This is a genomic window from Exiguobacterium sp. s142 (assembly GCF_018618455.1).
In the GTDB taxonomy this organism is placed as follows: domain Bacteria; phylum Bacillota; class Bacilli; order Exiguobacteriales; family Exiguobacteriaceae; genus Exiguobacterium; species Exiguobacterium aurantiacum_A.
In genome coordinates this window covers 25173-43425 of the sequence record NZ_JACSMB010000012.1, presented here as the reverse complement: position 1 = coordinate 43425, position 18253 = coordinate 25173, and the positions used below count along the sequence as shown (strand labels likewise).

Annotated in this window: 24 protein-coding genes; 3 read left to right on the top strand and 21 right to left on the bottom strand. The window is 51.9% G+C overall.

Going from position 1 to position 18253, the window contains the following annotated elements:
- Positions 1-77: 77 nt before the first annotated feature.
- Entirely contained in the window at positions 78-362 is a 285-nt protein-coding gene (locus KNP77_RS11235; RefSeq protein WP_214890819.1) for an LlsX family protein, read from the top strand.
- 34 nt (positions 363-396) lie between these two features.
- On the opposite strand, the gene KNP77_RS11230 is transcribed toward KNP77_RS11235, so the two are convergent.
- Genes KNP77_RS11230 through KNP77_RS11185 form a run of 10 tightly spaced genes read right to left on the bottom strand, consistent with a single transcriptional unit; the run spans position 397 to position 7659 of the window.
- Complete coding sequence (locus KNP77_RS11230) at positions 397-1407, bottom strand: ThiF family adenylyltransferase (RefSeq protein ID WP_131505135.1); 1011 nt, start codon at positions 1405-1407, stop codon at positions 397-399.
- The gene (gene moaC / locus KNP77_RS11225) at positions 1404-1868 is read right to left on the bottom strand and encodes a cyclic pyranopterin monophosphate synthase MoaC (protein ID WP_131441220.1); all 465 of its coding nucleotides are present in this window, start codon (positions 1866-1868) and stop codon (positions 1404-1406) included. The genes KNP77_RS11230 and moaC overlap by 4 nt, the downstream gene beginning before the upstream one ends.
- A gap of 4 nt (positions 1869-1872) precedes the next feature.
- Positions 1873-2100: a MoaD/ThiS family protein gene (locus tag KNP77_RS11220; RefSeq protein ID WP_035385838.1), complete on the bottom strand. Its 228-nt coding sequence runs from the start codon at positions 2098-2100 to the stop codon at positions 1873-1875.
- Positions 2097-2552 (bottom strand): molybdenum cofactor biosynthesis protein MoaE, encoded by a 456-nt coding sequence (locus KNP77_RS11215; RefSeq protein ID WP_214890810.1) that lies wholly within the window; start codon positions 2550-2552, stop codon positions 2097-2099. The genes KNP77_RS11220 and KNP77_RS11215 overlap by 4 nt, the downstream gene beginning before the upstream one ends.
- A complete protein-coding gene (gene mobB / locus KNP77_RS11210; RefSeq protein WP_214890808.1) occupies positions 2530-3009 on the bottom strand; it encodes a molybdopterin-guanine dinucleotide biosynthesis protein B in 480 nt (159 codons plus the stop codon). Before mobB ends, KNP77_RS11215 begins: the two co-directional genes overlap by 23 nt.
- Positions 2985-4220 (bottom strand): molybdopterin molybdotransferase MoeA, encoded by a 1236-nt coding sequence (locus KNP77_RS11205; RefSeq protein ID WP_214890806.1) that lies wholly within the window; start codon positions 4218-4220, stop codon positions 2985-2987. The genes mobB and KNP77_RS11205 overlap by 25 nt, the downstream gene beginning before the upstream one ends.
- The gene (locus tag KNP77_RS11200) at positions 4220-4768 is read right to left on the bottom strand and encodes a molybdenum cofactor guanylyltransferase (protein ID WP_214890804.1); all 549 of its coding nucleotides are present in this window, start codon (positions 4766-4768) and stop codon (positions 4220-4222) included. Before KNP77_RS11200 ends, KNP77_RS11205 begins: the two co-directional genes overlap by 1 nt.
- Positions 4765-5268 (bottom strand): MogA/MoaB family molybdenum cofactor biosynthesis protein, encoded by a 504-nt coding sequence (locus KNP77_RS11195; RefSeq protein ID WP_070328105.1) that lies wholly within the window; start codon positions 5266-5268, stop codon positions 4765-4767. Before KNP77_RS11195 ends, KNP77_RS11200 begins: the two co-directional genes overlap by 4 nt.
- Before the next feature lie 4 nt (positions 5269-5272).
- Positions 5273-6283, bottom strand: a complete 1011-nt coding sequence (gene moaA / locus KNP77_RS11190) for a GTP 3',8-cyclase MoaA (protein ID WP_016507982.1) — start codon at positions 6281-6283, stop codon at positions 5273-5275.
- Positions 6284-6342: 59 nt separating this feature from the next.
- Entirely contained in the window at positions 6343-7659 is a 1317-nt protein-coding gene (locus KNP77_RS11185; RefSeq protein WP_131490561.1) for an MFS transporter, read from the bottom strand.
- Between the two features lie 222 nt (positions 7660-7881).
- Here KNP77_RS11185 and KNP77_RS11180 point away from each other — a divergent pair, with 222 nt between their 5' ends.
- Positions 7882-8394: a hypothetical protein gene (locus KNP77_RS11180; RefSeq protein ID WP_251139049.1), complete on the top strand. Its 513-nt coding sequence runs from the start codon at positions 7882-7884 to the stop codon at positions 8392-8394.
- Here the strand turns inward: KNP77_RS11180 and KNP77_RS11175 are convergent, their stop codons facing one another.
- From KNP77_RS11175 to KNP77_RS11145, 7 genes are all read right to left on the bottom strand, one after another.
- Positions 8395-9087 carry a Crp/Fnr family transcriptional regulator gene (locus KNP77_RS11175; protein WP_070328101.1) on the bottom strand — a complete coding sequence of 231 codons (693 nt, stop codon included), beginning with the start codon at positions 9085-9087 and terminating at the stop codon, positions 8395-8397.
- Positions 9088-9200: 113 nt separating this feature from the next.
- Entirely contained in the window at positions 9201-9401 is a 201-nt protein-coding gene (locus KNP77_RS11170) for a hypothetical protein (protein ID WP_070328100.1), read from the bottom strand.
- Positions 9391-9897: a QcrA and Rieske domain-containing protein gene (locus tag KNP77_RS11165; protein WP_070328099.1), complete on the bottom strand. Its 507-nt coding sequence runs from the start codon at positions 9895-9897 to the stop codon at positions 9391-9393. The genes KNP77_RS11170 and KNP77_RS11165 overlap by 11 nt, the downstream gene beginning before the upstream one ends.
- Before the next feature lie 20 nt (positions 9898-9917).
- Positions 9918-10460, bottom strand: a complete 543-nt coding sequence (locus KNP77_RS11160) for a 4Fe-4S dicluster domain-containing protein (protein WP_070328098.1) — start codon at positions 10458-10460, stop codon at positions 9918-9920.
- Positions 10457-12703: a molybdopterin oxidoreductase family protein gene (locus tag KNP77_RS11155; RefSeq protein WP_214890800.1), complete on the bottom strand. Its 2247-nt coding sequence runs from the start codon at positions 12701-12703 to the stop codon at positions 10457-10459. The genes KNP77_RS11160 and KNP77_RS11155 overlap by 4 nt, the downstream gene beginning before the upstream one ends.
- Positions 12696-12950 carry a hypothetical protein gene (locus tag KNP77_RS11150; protein WP_131441229.1) on the bottom strand — a complete coding sequence of 85 codons (255 nt, stop codon included), beginning with the start codon at positions 12948-12950 and terminating at the stop codon, positions 12696-12698. Before KNP77_RS11150 ends, KNP77_RS11155 begins: the two co-directional genes overlap by 8 nt.
- Before the next feature lie 13 nt (positions 12951-12963).
- Positions 12964-14079, bottom strand: a complete 1116-nt coding sequence (locus KNP77_RS11145) for an MFS transporter (RefSeq protein WP_070328095.1) — start codon at positions 14077-14079, stop codon at positions 12964-12966.
- A gap of 133 nt (positions 14080-14212) precedes the next feature.
- Between KNP77_RS11145 and KNP77_RS11140 the strand changes: the two genes are divergently transcribed.
- On the top strand, positions 14213-14584 hold the full coding sequence (locus tag KNP77_RS11140) for a DUF3221 domain-containing protein (RefSeq protein ID WP_214890798.1): 372 nt from the start codon (positions 14213-14215) through the stop codon (positions 14582-14584).
- Here KNP77_RS11140 and modB read toward each other — a convergent pair.
- From modB to aceA, 4 genes are all read right to left on the bottom strand, one after another.
- On the bottom strand, positions 14581-15222 hold the full coding sequence (gene modB / locus KNP77_RS11135; protein WP_214890796.1) for a molybdate ABC transporter permease subunit: 642 nt from the start codon (positions 15220-15222) through the stop codon (positions 14581-14583). The genes KNP77_RS11140 and modB overlap by 4 nt on opposite strands.
- The gene (gene modA, locus KNP77_RS11130; RefSeq protein ID WP_070328092.1) at positions 15219-15956 is read right to left on the bottom strand and encodes a molybdate ABC transporter substrate-binding protein; all 738 of its coding nucleotides are present in this window, start codon (positions 15954-15956) and stop codon (positions 15219-15221) included. The genes modB and modA overlap by 4 nt, the downstream gene beginning before the upstream one ends.
- Positions 15957-16066: 110 nt before the next feature.
- The gene (gene ric / locus KNP77_RS11125) at positions 16067-16774 is read right to left on the bottom strand and encodes an iron-sulfur cluster repair di-iron protein (RefSeq protein ID WP_070328091.1); all 708 of its coding nucleotides are present in this window, start codon (positions 16772-16774) and stop codon (positions 16067-16069) included.
- Between the two features lie 148 nt (positions 16775-16922).
- The gene (gene aceA, locus KNP77_RS11120; RefSeq protein ID WP_070328090.1) at positions 16923-18203 is read right to left on the bottom strand and encodes an isocitrate lyase; all 1281 of its coding nucleotides are present in this window, start codon (positions 18201-18203) and stop codon (positions 16923-16925) included.
- Positions 18204-18253 lie beyond the last annotated feature (50 nt).

Here is an 18253-nt window from a genome sequence, read left to right as displayed (position 1 = left end):
TATGAAACTTTTTTATCAAACGCCTCGTAAATGGAAATTAAGAATGATTCATCCATTCATTGAGGGGAGAAATTGAAATGGGACGAACGATGCTACGTCTTGGAATCGAAACAGTAATCGGAATCGGGTTATCTACCGTTATCTTCTTTACTGTGATTTGGCTAGGTTATTCCGATGCGCAAACGACCGGAGATCCGATCACATTCGCTAATATCGAAATTTTTCGAGTGACGAACGAGAACGAAATAGCGAATAACGAAAATATGACTTGGATTGGAATTGTGATCACGGGTGCTTGTGTCGCATTGGTTGAGACGTATCGTTCTCTTCGAAAGAATCGGTATGCAAAAACAGCCGCATAAAAAAGATGTCCATCGGCCTCGATGGACATCTTTTTTATGCACCGAGACACTCATCGACCATGGCGACCGCAACATGCGGGTCGTTGACACCGTGGACGAGGACCCGACCATCTTTGAATAAGAGCATCCGGTGACCTCGCCACCGCCATTCTAACGTGAATGGCGTCTTTTTCATTGTGATGTCAGCGCGCTCAAGTTGGTTCGCGATCGGCTCAAGTCCTTCGATGGACCGACGAACTTGAACAACGTCACGTCCGCATAGAAGAGCCGTCTGTTGCCGGTTCGAGACGAGACTCGGATACTCGTTCTGTTGGCACGACGGACACGCCGCGTCGACAAGCCGTTCGACATCGAGTCGTTGCGACTGATTTTCCCATAAGTCCTCAATCAAAAGTCGACGTTCCAATTTCTCATGTCGCCCCGTCAAATATTTCAACGCCTCGACAGCTTGCCGGCTCGCGACGTGGTGGACGATTGGCGCCACGACTCCGGCTGTCGCACACGTCTGCCCAGCGAGCGGCAAGTGGCGCATGAGACAGCGGAGACAAGGTGCCTCACCCGGCAATACGGTATAGTTCATGCCATACGCCCCGACGCAAGAAGCGAACAAGAACGGAATGCCTCGCTCGAGCGCGAAATCGTTCAACAACAGACGTGTCTCGACGTTGTCCGTCGCATCCAAGACGAGGTCGACGTGAGGCAAGGGACGAAGCCAGTCCCATGAGACGTCGGCGATGTGCGCGTCGATTTCAACGTCTCCGTTGATTGCTCGCAACCGCTCAAGCGCAGCGATTGCTTTCGGCGTCTCCGCTGTCGCGTCTTGTTCCGTATACAGCGTTTGCCGTTGCAGGTTCGTCACTTCCACATAATCCCGGTCGACGATGACGAGTGCGACACCGGCCCGAACGAGCTGATCGGTCACAGCCGCACCGAGCGCGCCGAGACCGACGACAAGTACGCGCTTTGTCATCAGTTCCGCTTGCCCGTCCGCCCCGATTCCATGAAAACGGGCTTGCCGTGCATAACGTTCCGACAGGTGTGTCATCGGATATAGTCTCCTGACTTCCCGCCGTGCTTCTCAAGCAAGTAGGTCGGTCCAATGACGATGCCTTTATCGACGGCTTTCGTCATATCGTAAACGGTCAACGCCGCAATCGTCGCGGCCGTCAATGCTTCCATCTCGACACCGGTATCACCTTTTGTTTTAACGAATGATTCGATGATGAGATCGGTGCCATCCCATTCAAACGTTAAATCAATTTTCTTCAAGGCGAGCGGATGACACATCGGGATGATTCGGCTCGTCTCTTTGGCGGCCATGATTCCGGCTACTTGTGCCACAGCGAGGACGTCACCTTTCTCAAGCCCGCCGTTTGTGATGAGCTGTTTGAGCGAACTGCTCAATTCGACTGATGTCCGGGCGCGAGCAGTTCGCGTCGTTTCTTCTTTTCCTGATACGTCGACCATCCACGCTCGTCCCTGTCCATTCATATGCGTCAATTCCATCGTGTCACCCTCCACTCACCATCGGGATCACAGCGACCGTGTCGCCGGCCTCGACCACATACTCGTCAGTCTCATAGCGTTCGTTGACCGCGAACATGAGACGCTCTGCACCCGACACGCCCCTGTCCGACAATCCTTTGCGCAGGGAAGCGATTGTTTGCGGAGCGGGAACTGTATAAGATCGAACTGACAATTCTTCTGCCACGTGGGCAAAACATAATACTTTAATCATTTAAGCGTCACTCCTTCCGGGCGTCCAGGCTGCTGTTCTTTTTGATCTCCGATCCATTTCGTGCCATCCGTCCAGTGCTCCCGTTTCCAAATCGGGACAATTTCCTTAATTCGTTCGATTGCGTACCGATTCGCCTCGTAAGCGTCGGCGCGGTGGGCCGAGCTTGTCGCAATCACGACTGCTTCTTCCAAAATATCGAGCTGGCCAATTCGGTGATGAATCGCAGTTAAAGCGCCAGGCCAACGCTCATCGACTTCTTTCGCGATTTGTTCGAGCATTTTCTCGGCCATCGGCACGTAGGATTCGTACTCGAGTAGTTCGGTCTGTTTCGTTCCGGTCATCTCCCTTACCGTTCCGATAAACAGGACGACGGCCCCGACGTTTCGGTGCCGGACCGCTTCGTAGAGTGCCATCGGCTCGAGGGGACGTTCATTCACTTGATACCAGTTCATATGCCATCCACCCTTCCACCGAACTCATCAAGTGATTCCGGTCTTTCACGGAATCACCGATTGCGATCACATTCGTCAAGTTGACCGGTTGTTCAAAACCTTCTCGAACGAGTACCACTTTCGGATAGTTTTTCTGCTTGTAGCCTTCAATGAGCAGCACATCGACGTGCGCTTCATACCAATTCACGAGTAATTCAAACGTGTCGACGGCTTTCCACTCGATGAACGTCCCGTTCTCACTGATCACACTCGATAACACGGCTCCGGCTAGGGCGTGGCGATGCGAGTCAGTCATTGGCAGGTCGAGCGCCCCTCCATGTCCGTGGTGTTTGATCACCCCGACACGGAGCCCCGTCGCTGACAACCGTTCTGTCAGCTCGGAAACGAACGATGTCTTTCCGCTATTTTGATAGCCGACCACTTGCAAGATCGTCAAAGTTGATCGATGATTCGACATCGTACCATGTCCCCTTTCTGAAATCCTCTCGTCCCGCCCGGTAGATGGATCAACGCGTTACATGACGCGAGTGAGGAGACGATACCAGACTTATCTTTTCCGCTCGGATGAACGACCGCGTGTCCGGTCGAATCAATCGTCACATGGGCACGTACGAACCGGTCGAACGGATTCGGTTTCGAAAAATCAACACCGAGTTCCGCCTGTACGACCGTACGCTCGGCTTGTCCATATAGCGTCTTCATATATGTCCCGACAAACAATTCCGTACCGACGAAGCAAGCGGACGGATTCCCGGATAACCCGAACAACAATCGGCCTTCGACGTTCGCGACCGTCGTGACGGACCCCGGGCGCATCCCGACTTTGTTGAACAATACAGACGCACCGAGTGCTTCGTAAACGTCCGGTAAGTAGTCAAAATCTCCGACCGACACTCCACCCGTCGTGACGATGGCGTCACTCGTGTGTAGCGCTTCTTCGATCGCATGTTTCGTCGCGGGAAACGTATCGGGAAGAATCCCGCCATATACCGCTTTCCCGCCGAGCGCCTCGATCTGAGCAAGAATCATATAGGCGTTGGAATTGTAAATTTGACCCTCAGCTTTTCTCTGCCCCGGTTCGGCGAGTTCATCCCCTGTCGCGAACACGGTAATCCACGGTTTTGTGAACACCTCGACCCGCTCGTAGCCGAATGTCGCGAGCAAGGCAATGATGCCGGGGTTGATACGGGTGCCACGATTCACGATATGAGCCCCGGTCGCCACGTCTTCCCCACGATAGGAGATGTTTTTATCTTGGACAGGACGCTTGAATGTTATTCGTTGTTCATCCGCCTGAACGATTTCGAGCATGACGACCGCGTCTGCACCGTCTGGGATTTTAGCACCCGTCATGATGCGGATGGCGTGACCGTCTAACAGCGGTGGGCCGACGTGCCCCGCTCCTTGCACGTATTGAACGGACAAGGTCACCGGCTCGTCACGGCTCGCTGACATCAAGTCGACAGCTCGGACCGCGAAGCCGTCATACGGCGATTTATCAAAGGCTGGGACGTCATGCGTCGCGATGAGGTCCGTCGCGAGAATACGTCCATTCGCCTCATGCAGCATGACTGTCTCTATTGCGGGCTCACCCGTCGCTTCTCGGACGAGTGATATCGCTTCATCGATTGCGAGCGGTTTGCGAAACAACGTCGATACCTTCTCCATCAGTCCACTTCCTTCCGTAGCACCGCCGCATATTCGCTCGGTGTGTTCACATTTTTAAACCAATCCCGTTCATCAAACGTGACGATCGTCGCGGCTGCTACATGAGGCATGACCGCCCGCTCGCCTCGTCTTAACGCGTCTTCAATTCGTGGTAACATCGACCGCGGATACAAGGCGATGAGCGGATGCAGTCTGTCGTCCGCAACAGCGACAACCGGGCGACCATCTCGTTCTAAGGCGAGCCGCTCATATACTTCTGAAGGAAGCAGTGGCGTGTCACACGCACAGACAGCGTACCAGTCGTCAGGCTTTTGACGCATCACGGTGACGATGCCGGCGAGCGGTCCCATGCCTCGCCATTCGAAAGTATCTTCAAGCTGATAATCGTCGGTCACCATGCCAGCTGGTACGACGCTCCATTGTGCTGTCGTCGTCGAGACGAGCGTCTGCCTGGCTCGTTCTTCAAACGAGGCGCCTTGATAACGGGCCTGCCATTTCGGAGATCCGAACCGGCGCGACCGGCCCCCTGCCAAGACGATTCCAATCATCGCGTCGCTTCCCAGACGATGTGCGAAAGTTCAGGTAAAATCAATCGTGTCATCGCCAAATCGACGGCTCCGCGTGAACCTGGCATCGAGAAAATGATGGTATTTCCAATGCGTCCAGCCAAGGCCCGTGACAACATCGCAGCCGGACCGATGTCTTCCGTGAAGCTGACATGACGGAACAACTCACCAAAGCCGACCATTTCGCGGTCGAGCAGCGGCCGGATCGTTTCAATCGTGACGTCACGTTTTGTAATACCCGTACCGCCGGTCGTCAAGATGACGTCCATGTTTTCGTCGACCATTCGTTTGACGGCCGCTTCGATTTCTGTCGCATCGTCCTTTGTGATCTCACGATATGTGACCGTGTGCGCGTTCTCTTTTAATAACGTGCAAATATGTTCGCCAGACACGTCCGTATCGAGCGTGCGTGTATCTGAAATCGTTAAAATGGCTGCCTTGACGCTCTTCATGTTTTGATGTGCGTGATTGTGTGCTTGCATGTCTCTATCCTCCGATATAACTCATTTCAATACGATTGCGTGTCCGATTCCCTGTCCGTGTTCGCTCTTCTGAATAACGGTCGTCGCGTACTTCCCACACCATCTTCAGTGTCATGGCGATGAGATCATCGCTCGCCCCGCTGCGGAGCAGTTCACGAATATCAGTCCCGTCTTCAGCGAAAAGACACGTATACCATTTACCGTCACTCGACAGGCGGCCTCGCGTACACGTCCCGCAGAACGGTTGACTGACCGATGAGATGAAACCGACTTGCGCTCCATCGGTGTAACGGTAACGTTGTGCGACTTCTCCTAGTGATTCAGGTGCAAGTGGTTCGAGTAATCCATTTCGTTGTTTCAACACCTCGAGAATCGATTCAGAAGAAACGACATGCTCGACGTTCCACTCGTTCGCCGTGCCGACGTCCATGAATTCGATGTATCGGAGTGTGATGTTTCGCTCTTTGAAATAAGCGGCCATCGGCGCGACTTCGTGATCGTTCCATCCTTTTCGGACGACCATATTCACTTTCACTTCAAGACCTTGCCGTTTCGCCTCATCAATGCCACGGAGGACTGCCTCCGGTGACGTGCCCCGACCGTTCATCATCCCGAACGTCTCGGGCGACAAGGCATCAAGACTGACGTTAACCCGGTCGAGCCCGGCTTGTTTCAATACTTTAGCCATTCGCTCCAAGTAGACGCCGTTCGTCGTCAAACCGATCGTCTCGATTGTCGTGACGGTGCGGAGGCGGCGAATCAACTCATCAAGATTTGGCCTGAGCAGCGGTTCGCCCCCAGTCAAACGAATTTTTCTCACACCATGTGGCGCAACGATGCGAACGAACCGCTCGATTTCATCAAACGACAACAGCTCATCTCGTTTTAAGAATTGATGGTGGCGGAACGCCTCTTCCGGCATACAATAGCGGCAACGGAAGTTACATTTATCAATAACCGAGATGCGTAAATCTTCTAACGGTCGTCTCCGTCGATCAGTCCATGGTGTCATCATGATTCATCCTCTCTGTCAATCAACGACAGAAGGGACTATCAAAGTCCCTTCCTCGGTTGTCAGCGAATCGGTTTTTCAGCCCCGCTTCGCAAGTAGTAGTAAATCGTGGTCGCGATCGAAATCGCATAAAGTCCGAGCATGACGAACAGCGCACCGTTGAATGAGCCGACGAGTTCAAGCGACCAACCGAACATCTTCGGAATGAAGAACGCTCCATATGCCGCGAATGCTGCCGAGAACCCGACAACGGCTGGTGTTTTCGTCGCCACGAACACGTGGGGGATCATCGCGAACGTCGCACCTGAGTTGAGGCCGGTCGCAATGAACAAGACGACGAACGACAAGAAGAACATCGTCAAGTTGTTGTTCGTGATGGCCATGATGACCGATATCGTCCCGAGCGCCATGATACCGAACACGACGAGCGTCACCTTGGCCGCTCCGACCTTATCGCTAATCCAGCCTCCAAACGGGCGCGAAGATGCGCCGAGGAACGCTCCTAGAAACGCAAGCGCCATCAAATCCGATTCAGGGAATTTCAACTTCAAAATCATCGGGAATGCTGCCGCATAGCCGATGAACGAGCCGAATGCAGCGGTATAGAGCAACGTTTGAATCCAAAAATGCTTTTCTTTGAATACACTCGCCTGATCACGGAGCGACTGGCGTGCGGTCGGTAAATTATCCATAAACCAATACGCACAGAGAGCCAACACAATCGTCGGGACGACCCAGAGGAGCGCGGCGTTTTGTAGCCAAATCTGTTGACCGGTCTCCGTCACAAGCGCGTTCCCACCGATGAACCCGAAAATACTTGTCGTAATGACGAGCGGAGTAATCAATTGAACGAGCGAGACACCCAAGTTTCCGATACCTCCGTTAATGCCAAGCGCCGTTCCTTTTTTCGCTTTCGGATAAAACGCACCGATGTTAGCGTTTGAAGAAGAGAAATTCCCACCTCCGAGGCCACAGAGGGCGGCTAAAATCATGAATATCCAATAAGGTGTGTTCACGTTCTGGACAGCGTAAGCGATGCCGAGAAGCGGCAACAACAGCACCGACGTCGAGAAGATCGTCCAGTTCCTTCCGCCGAATATACTGTTCGCAAACGTATAGAAAAAGCGCAACGTCGCCCCGACGAGTCCAGGTAGTGCGGCCAATGTGAACAACTGACCTTGTGTAAAGCTAAACCCGATTGAATTCAATTGAACGGCCGCGACCGACCACATCTGCCAGACGATAAACGCGAGTGTCAATGCCGGGACGGAGACGAGCAAGTTCCGATTGGCCACTTGTTTTCCCGTCCCTTCCCAAAACCCTGCATCCTCTGGCGTCCACTCGGCGAGCGCGTGCGATCCTTTGTCTAATTGTTGCATTGTCTATTCCTCCTCTTAACGGTTCAATTCGTACCCTAATCCCATCCTATCGACCCCCCTATAAAAAAAGTGTGCCTTCTTTCACACTTATTTCGCATTTTGATAGTTTTAATTGCCCTGTCATCAATCTGTGACAATATCTTCTTCTTTTTGTTTCTGTGACATTGAACACAGAAAATCCCTCCCCGATTCCTTACGATAAGGAATAGAGGAGGGATGAAGATGTCACATCTGATTCAAATTCAATGCACACCAGAGGTTCGACTGGCGCTGCAACCATATTTCTATAGTCAAGACGGTGCCCACGTGTTTCGTGTCTTCGGCACGTCGATTGCCGAAACTACGTTTACAGAGGACGGGATCGAGCTGACGTTTCCACTCGAAAGCCCGATGGAAGAGCTAGAGGCACTTCACAACTTGCTCGTTCGAATCGATACCCACCACGACGTAACGATTGAGGATTCAAAAGCTGTCATTGGCTATTTAAGAGACGGGACGACGGTAACCGTCTACCGCCAGTTCAAACGCTGGCTAGACTTTTTAGCAGCCGCCCGTGTCCGTTCGATGGAAGGCGTCGTCGTTGAGGTCCGCGCAAACGGCGTCAAACTTGCCGAAGGTGTACTCCGGTCTTACGAACTGGTTGAAGACGGTGCGTTTTATGTATCGGCCTGCACAATCGAGGCCGACGGATTAGAACATTTCGAAGGCGAGCTAGCGCTTGCCGCCGTCATGTGATCAATCGATGACACAGACCGAGACGGGACAGTCTTCACAATGGTTGAGTAGCTTTAACCGTGCTAGGTCATGGATGATGATTTGACGAGACGGCAACGAGATGACGCCGTCTTGCGCGAGCTCGTTCAACATACGGTTCACGCGTTCACGCGATGTGCCGCAATAGTTGGCGAGCTCTTGGTTTTTGAGTTTCAAATCGATGAGAATTCCATCTTCCACTTCAACCCCGTAACTGTTCGCCATCCGAATGAGCGTCGAGTAGAGCGCTCCCTTTTTCCCGTTCAATACTAAGTCTCGGAATTTTGTATGTTGCTTCCGCATATGTTCATTGATCATAATCATGAACTCGCGAACAAACTCAGGATTTGACGATAAAATCATCGTTTCAATCCGGTCAATTTTGACGGCATAAATCTCGCTATCCTCTAACGCTTTCGCGTTGAATAAATATCTTGGTTCGATCGCGAATAGCGTCAATTCTCCGCAACAAGCCTCCGCACTCAAACAACGTAACGTCAACTCTTTCCCGTTCTCGGTCAATTTCGAGATTTGGATCAGCCCGCTTTTTACAATATAAAATTCAGACGCATCCTCCTGCTCCCGAAACAAGAAACCATTTTTTGGAACATGGATGATCCGATGGGCCAATTTTTTCGTTTCATCGAGCACCATCGTTTTACTAGAGTGAGTCATTTCCACCGACCTTCCTAAAAAAAAACTGTGCAATTTAGAAGCTTGACTTCATTTTAAACACAAATACCTTTGAAACGCAATCAACATTTGGAAGCGCTTCAAAGGGAAGGTTATTATTTATCACTATATTCAATTTTCTTCCAATACCGATATAACAATATAATCAAGCCGACATTTATAATGGCGATGCTCATGAATAGACGCATCGAGGCGTGGTCATACACCATATAGCTTTCGATTGTATATTGAAATAGAACCATATTCGTTGCCAATAAAATGACAAGACCGATTAAACTCCATACTTTAGGCCCCATGATGAATCTCTCTTCCGACCGCAAAGATCTTCCCGTTCTCGATCTCAAGCAAGATTTTAGGAAGTTCTCGCTGTGGCGGTCCTGACTGCGGTTGACCGTCGACGCTAAAATAACCGCGGTGGCATGGACATAAGAGCACGTCTTCTTCTTCCACATAGAACACCGGACACTGCAAATGCGTACATTTATTATTATAGGCGACAAATTCGCCGGTCTTCAAATGGACGAGAAGTGACGGTTCCGTGCCTGGATATTCGAATTCAAGCGATTTTCCCTGTTCGAGCGCCTCGACCGTCGTGATGAACTGACGGTCGGTTCTCGGCTCGCTGCGGACGAAAGTTGCGATATTGAACGGGATTGTCGCGAGACCGAGCGCGATGCCGGCACCGAACGTCGACTTGATGAAGGCGCGGCGATTCAATTTCACATCGTCAGCTCGGCTCAAGTTATCAACGAGTCCGGATAATCGTTCCCGGTCTTTTGGTTCTTTTGACATAAGTCATCTTCCTTTCTTCCTCAGTCGGAATAGACGCCAAAGAATTCAGGGACGTAATTCCACTTATCGTCTTGGGATGGTTTTTTCCCTTCAATCATGTTCATTTGCACGCGCTGACGGCGCAATTGCATCATCTCGTCATGATCGATGAAGCGAATCGCATCCGACGGACAAACAGACGCACACATCGGCGCGATATCATGTTTTGAGCGGTCATAGCACATGTCACACTTGTACATCTTGTTCTTCTCAAAATCGAACTTCGGAATCCCGAACGGGCAGGCGAACGTACAGTTGCGGCAGCCGATACATTTTTCTTCCGAAGCGGACAACACGACGCCTTCTGGCGTGATTTGAATCGCATTGGCCGGGCAGACCTGGGCACAGGCCGGATTTTTACATTGCATGCAGATCATCGGGAACGTCTGACGGCTCTCCGAGAAATCGATGTAGTCAACGTAGTTCCGCTCGAGCCCATCGTGGTCCCCGCATTCCCGACAAGCAGCTTGACAGGCCCGACAGCCGATACAGCGTTCAAATTCTAAATACATGACCTTATTCATTTTGTAGGAACCTCCTCATCCATGATGTGACAGCTCGTCGCAATCGCATGGTCCGCCATGAACGGCACGCTCGAACCGAGTGGAACCGTCAACGGGTTAACGTGCAGCGGGGTATTAGCCGGCAATTTTTTCATTTTAACCGCACATACTTTGAATTCGGGCATGCGCGACATCGGGTCAAGGCACGGATTCGTCAATTGGTTGATCGCGAGCTCTTTGCCCCAGTGGTAAGGGACGAAGACCGTGTCTTTTCGAATCGCTTTTGTTAAACGTGCTTCGACGATCATGGAGCCTCGGCGTGTCTTCAATTCGACTTTGTCGCCCGTTTGAAGACCATAGCTTGATGCGAGCTCAGGATGAATCTCAACGAACGGCAGTTTTGACATCGTGCTCAAGAAATCGATGCGTCGTGTCTGGTTCCCCGTAAGGTAGTGGAAGACGACCCGACCTGTCGTGAGCGTGACCGGATATTCTTCATTCGCGTATTCTCCCGCCGGACGATACGTGACAACCGGTAGATTCGCCTTCCCGTTCGCCGTCCCAAATCGCTCTTTAAACATCGTCGGCGTACCTGGATGATTTTCGGACGGACACGGCCAGAACACGCCGTATTCGTTGTCGATCCGATCCCACGTGATACCGGAATAATCAGCCGGTCCGCCTTTCGTGGCGATCCGGAACTCTTCCCAAATCTCAAGCGGCGTTTCGTACGGGAAGTATTGTCCACGGCCCATTCGTTCAGCGATTCGTTTCATGATTTCCCAATCTGGGAGCGACTCTCCGAGCGGCTCACGGACTTTTCGAATCCGAATCACTCGTCCTTCTAAATTCGTTGTCGTCCCTTCATCTTCCGCCCAAGAACAAGCAGGCAACACGACGTCCGCGAACTCACAAGATTCAGACATGAAGAAGTCACTGACGACGAAGAAGTCAAGCTTGTTGAAACTGTCCCAGACGTATGGAAGGTTCGGTGCCGACACGGCCGGGTTCGAGCACATGAGATGCATCGCTCGGATCGTCCCAGCTTGAATTTCATCAAACATCTCGAACGCGGAAACGCCTGGTTTCGGCATTTCGGAAGGATCGATGCCCCAGACCCCGCTCACATATTCGACCGCTTTCGGGTCGGTGAGTTTGCGGTATCCTGGCAACAAGTCGGCTTTTTGTCCGTGCTCGCGCCCACCTTGTCCGTTGCCTTGTCCGGTCATCGTCGCAACGCCAGAGGCGAATTTCCCGATCATGCCACGCAGAAGTGCCATCGATGTGTAGAGCGATACGTTGTCGACCCCTTTTGACTGTTGCTCGACACCACGAGCGAACAACATGACTGATCGTGGGCTCTTCCCATAAATATGACCAGCTTTTTCAATTTTTTCGATCGCGACCCCAGTCACTTCGCTCGTTCGTTCGAGCGACCAGTCCCGGACCGACGCCTTCAACTCTTCGTAGTTATCGCAGCGTTCGTCTACGTAAGCTTGATCGACGTAGTCGTGTTCGACGAGGAAGTTGAGCAACCCCATCGCGAGCGCCGCATCCGTTCCCGGTTTCAAATCGAGGTGGACGTCGGCCACGCGTGCCATCGGAATCTCGCGTGGGTCGGCCACGATGATCTTGGCCCCTTTATCTTTTGCTTTCCAAATATGTTGCGTCGTCGTCGGATGACATTCGGCGATGTTCGAACCGGCGACGAAGAACGTGTCGACGTGCTCAAACTCGGTCCACGGCAGCGTCGCCCCGCGGTCGATCCCGAGCGTCTTCAAAAATCCGCCGGCAGCCGACGACATACAGAAACGTCCGTTATAGTCGATGAACCGTGTCCCGAGCGCTACGCGAGCATACTTCCCGACGAGGTAACACTTTTCGTTCGTCATCGAGACACCACCGAAGACGGAAACCGCATCTTTTCCATGCTCCCGTTGGATCCGTTTGAAGTTCTCTTCAATCACGTCGAGCGCTTCTTCCCATGTCGCTTGTTCGAACTTTCCGTTCCGTTTGATGAGCGGTGTCAAAATGCGGTCTGGGTGCTCGATCGTCTGATAGGCAGTGACCCCTTTCGGACAAAGCTTTCCTTTGTTGACCGGAAAATCATAGCGGGGTTCAACCCCTTTGACGGCCCCAGTCTTCTCATCGACGCGAATGTGCATGCCGCACTGCATCCCGCAGTAGCAACAATGGGTCGTAATCAATTTCTCGCCCGGTTTGATTAAATTTTGTACTTCTGGCGACGTTAAAAAGTCACTCATCGTCTTCCCCTCCATAGAACGTTTCCGCTCTTCGTTTTGAAAATCCACTGACGTGATAGCCGTTGATCGTTTGAAGCGGATAATGCATTCCGTCACTTCCAGACCGTCCTAACGCCGAATCGAGACGGGCCCGACGACGACAGGAATGACAGAGATCTTGGACCGTGTGTGCTTCGTCTACTTTCACGAGTTGGTCCGACCCTTCGAGCAATTGTTTCACTTGTTCGATCTCTTCATGCGTACCCATCGGTTCTCCGCATTTAACGCACAGGTGTCTCATCTTTCGTCTCCTTTGGGCGCCCGAATCCCGGCATCGACATGCCCGTGTTCGTATCGACCGGGTGTGTCGGCAACTGACCGTTCATTAAATTCAACTGCATCTTCACGCGCATCGAACGGCGACACGGTTGGCAATAGTCAGACAGCTGTGTCCCATCTTGCAAGCCGAGCTGGATCGTCTGCGCTTGTAGGATGGCCTGGACGTCCTCGACTTGATTGTCCGTCGCATAGCGTGTGCCACATCCGGCACAGACGCGTGTCTCGTCCGCTTCGACTTCCCGATAGTTCATCGGTACACTAGCAGCCATCGGGCGGACCGGTAAGTGAAACAGCTTGCCGAACGGGAAGTAACATAAAAAGATGATGACCGTCAATTGATGGAACAAGGCGAGCTCATGATGGATAAATCCACCGAAGAACACGTACGAAACAGTTAATAACAAACCCGATACAGTAACGATCAGCAACATGAGGAGCGGCAAGATATCAAACTCGAACCGCTGTGTCACTTTTACGTCTTGATCGTTGATGCGGCGATAAAGCGCCATGAGCACCCCGACTAAAAGCATGAGCGCGGTGATGTTCAAGCCGTTATAGACCATCTCGGCGAACAGCCCGTGAGCGGCCATCTTGATCGTCGGAATATTAAAGACGACGATTTGATACGTCTCGATGTCGATCAAATCAAAACGCATCCATTGGAACGTCAAACCGAACGTGATGGCGAACGATCCGAGGCATCCCCAAGCGATTAACATATGCTGGGTCCAGCGGTACCATCCACGCTCCCAAATAAATTTCTGCAAGACGATGTTGTTGACCGTCGTCGCGGCAATCGCTTTACTGGCACGCTTCTTTTCTGATTTCATCTGTTTGAGACTTCGCTTCAACACTTGCGAGGTGGCCGGCCGGGCAAAGAATAACGTCAACCGGACGACCATCCCGATCATACAGATGACGGCGGCAATGTAATAACCAAACAACGCCATATCCACATGCTCAAATCCTGCCGAGGCAACCCACGTCGAGAGCACCAAGACGGTAAATCCTACGAACGACCACTTCGCAGCGGTCGAATAAAAATGACGATCAGTCATATGTGTTCCCCCTTCTCTTTCCGAACGACTTCATAGTTTCATCATAAAGATGACATCTAGACTTAACTGTTACTTTTTTCACAGATAAGCGATTCGAGACGTGACAGAATAATGAACGAAGGAGGCGCACGCTATGAAATCTTCTATTAAAATATTTTTGTTTCTGACCATCACGGCCATGCTCGTCGTCTTTTCCATCGGTTTCGTCTTCGCCAACCGGGCGACGACCGAACCGGACGTCGAAGGCTATGTGATCGAAGTGAATGAATCTGACCGCACCGCCCTCATCATCAGCGGCATAAGTGCGGACGAGGCAAAACTAACCGCTGATGCGTTGTTCGCACGAGCCGAACCTGAAAACGTGAGCTGGTTCAAATTTCAAGTGAAGGCAACGTTCGAACAGATCGAGGTCGGCGACCACGTTCACATTTGGAAAAAGACCGGTCCGAGCATTCTCAACACTCCGAACCGATCTTATGTGAAAAAAGTCGACGTGCTCGACTAATATTGACGCTTTCCGTAACGTTCGCTCAGCCACAAGACTAAAAACGCCAGGCCGACCAACCATCCGCTCCAAATGAGCGCTTGGGTCATGTCCCCGTTTAACGTGGCCATATAAATCGCCGTGGCGAGCGTCATCGTCTCGCCCGGAATATTCCCAGCAATCATCATCGTGATACCAAATTCCCCGATCGAACGGGCAAATCCGAGGACGAATCCGCTCGTCAAAGCGGGTAAAAGAAGAGGAATCGTGACATACGTGAACAGTTGACGTTCCGTTCCACCGAGCACGCGACCGGCCTCGTACCATTCCGCATCCAACTGTTTTAACCCGAGCCTAATCGTCTGGTAGACGAGCGGGAAAGCCGCCAAGGCAGAGGCGATGATGTTCGCTTGTTTCGTGAACAAGATGGTAACCGGCAACAGTCCACCGATCCCGTTGTTGCCAAGAACGATCAACGCGTATAAACCAATCACGGTCGGCGGCAAGATGAGCGGCAATAAAAATAGCGTCTCGAGCAACCATTTCCCTTTAAACTGGCAATGATGCATGAGATAGGCGGCCCAGAACGCGAGGACGAAGGCAAGCATCGTCGCGATAAACCCGACTTCGAAAGTAAGTTGCAGTGGGGACTGCGTCATTTAGAAAACCCCTTTGCTAAAAAAATCGCTTGAATATCGTCATCGAATAAACGCTCATATACGTCACGCACATATGGACCATGCGTCAAACGGACAGCCGGATAGGAGATGATGCCGGTCGCTTCAAGCGAGACGGCTTGAATCGCTGCGACACCTTCCGTCAGCTCTGTTTTATACACGAATCCCCCATTCGCATCCCCTTGCTCGACGAGCGTAAGCACTTGTCTCACGTTTTGGGCAAAGATAATCCGAGATTTCACCTGTCCCCATACTTCCGCTTCATCCAACGCCGTTTTCGCATAACGGCCTGCCGGAACGTTCACCGGGTCTCCAATGACGATTCGGGCGCACAACTCCAATTCCTGCCACTCACTCGTGCAACTTTTTCCCTTTGGGGTCACAAACCACAACTCGTTTTTCAAGAACGCATCCCGGTCTAACACGGGCACCTGCAACTTGTCGACATCCTCCTCACTAGCGGCTAAAAAGATGTCAGCCGGAGACCCGTGATTGATTTGGGATCGTAAGGCGCCACTCCCGTTCGTGACGACGCGGATGTCGACGTCGCCGAGTTCGGCTTCAAGTTGTCGTTCCACATGCTCTAGGACTGGTCCTAAACTCGCCGCCGCTAAAATCGTCACGGTCTCGTCATGGGCGCCAGAAGGACTTGACCAGATTTGACTCAATAACAGGACGACCGCTACCCCGACGATGACTCCACTCACCCGCTTCATGATTGATCACTCCTTTGCTTCTCCTTTATCGTAGCGATTGACTCGCGTTCCTTCTGTATCAAATGTCACAAAAATACACCTCCACGTGATGGAGGTGTAAATTGTATCTGTCAGACAAGCGTACGTGCACGCGGGAACAAAACATTGTTCTCAAGGTGAATGTGTTCGAACGTATCTGATTCTAGTGCCTCTAGACGTTGGTAGACGAGTCGATACGTCCCACACGCACCTTCAGGCGGCGTATAGTCGTTCGTAATGTGACGAAGTTCTTTCAAAATGTCACCGGCCGCTGCATGTTCCGACTCGAGCGCTTCTAAAATGGTCATAATCTCACGTTCCGTCTCAGCCGTCGGTGCCGACTCATGTCGAAGCAACATCGGGAAGTCTTCCATCTCTTCTTTGACGATATGCTGTTCAAGCTCCACTTTCAATTGATTGAACAACTGATGGATGCGTCCAAGGTGTGGATGGTTTTGTCCATGCACGCGGAATACTTTCGTCACATATGGTGTGAGCTGTGGCAATTCATCCGTCAAAAATTGGTGATGCTTATAAATAATATGCTCAATCAATTCCGAAGACGAAGCTGCATCCCAATCGATGCTCGTTTCGTTCATCTCCTGTTTGCGTCGATAGAGCGCGTTGACTTCTTCTAAAATATCTTCCGTCGATCGTTTCGACTTGTCTGTCGCTTCAGCGAGCGGTCGATTGCCGCCGCAACAAAAATCGATTCGATTCCGTTTAAAAATGTCTGCTGCTTGCGGGCATTGCTTGACGATTTCAGATACGTGCGTGTCGCTCGTGAATGTTTGTGTCATCTGTCATAACCTCCATGTTCGTTTTGACATGTTCAGCGTAGCAAGCGTTCAACTTTAAAAATGTGAAATACGTCACATTTAAGCAACTAAAATCGCCTCGTTCCATATTTAGACACACAAAAAAAGCCCCTTTTTCAAGGGGCGTTCGTCAATGTGATGGCGTTTCAAACTGTTCCGCCTCGGTCGATCCAGCGAGCGCGGTCGTCGACGACTGTCCGCTCGAGATGACGAGTGAGACTTCATCGAAGTAGCCGGTGCCGACTTCACGCTGATGGCGCGTCGCCGTGTAGCCGTGTTGTTCGGCCGCAAATTCGGCTTGTTGTAACTCAGAATATGCTGCCATCCCACGATCTTTATAGCCGCGGGCGAGCTCGAACATGCCGAAGTTGAGCGAATGGAACCCGGCGAGTGTGACGAATTGGAACTTGTAGCCCATCGCCCCAATCTCTTGTTGGAACGTCGCGATCTCGTCGTCAGACAGCTTCTTCTTCCAGTTGAACGAAGGCGAACAGTTGTAGGCGAGCATTTTTCCAGGATACTTCGCATGGATTGCGTCCGCGAACTGGCGTGCTTCTTGCAAGTCCGGTTCCGACGTCTCGCACCAGACGAGATCGGCGTAAGGTGCATAGGCGAGACCGCGGGCGATCGCCTGCTCGATGCCGGCCTCGGTCCGATAGAAGCCTTCCGGCGTCCGGTCGCCGACGATGAACGGATGGTCAATCGGGTCGATGTCACTTGTGATCAAGTTGGCCGCATGCGCGTCCGTCCGGGCGACGATGATCGTCGATACGCCCATGACGTCTGCTGCTAGGCGCGCCGCGATCAAGTTTTTCACAGCCGTTTGCGTCGGGAGCAATACTTTACCGCCGAGGTGACCACACTTTTTCTCCGAAGACAGCTGGTCTTCTAAGTGGACACCGGCCGCACCAGACTCGATCATCGCTTTCGTCAGCTCGAAGACGTTGAGCACACCGCCGAACCCAGCTTCCATATCGGCGACGATCGGCGCGAACCAGTGCGTATCCCCTTTCCCTTCCGCCGTTTGAATCTGATCGGCCCGTTGCAGCGCCTGATTGATTCGCTTGACGACGCTCGGTACCGAGTTGGCCGGGTACAGGCTTTGGTCCGGATACATATGCCCTGATAAGTTCGCATCAGCAGCGACTTGCCAGCCGCTTAAGTAGATGGCCTCAAGCCCCGCCTTCACTTGTTGGATCGCCTGATTTCCGGTGAGCGCCCCGAGCGCGTGGACGTAATCCCGTTTGTGGAGCAGGTCCCACAGACGTTCCGACCCTTTCGTCGCGAGCGTATGTTCGATCAAGACCGATCCACGAAGCTTCATGACGTCGTCGACTCCGTACGGACGCTCGACCCCGTCAAACCGTTCCGACTGAAAAACCTTCTCGAGTTGCATGCGTTGTTCATTCATTGTTATTCCTCCTGTATTATATTAGTGTTGTTTTAATTCAATTGTTATAT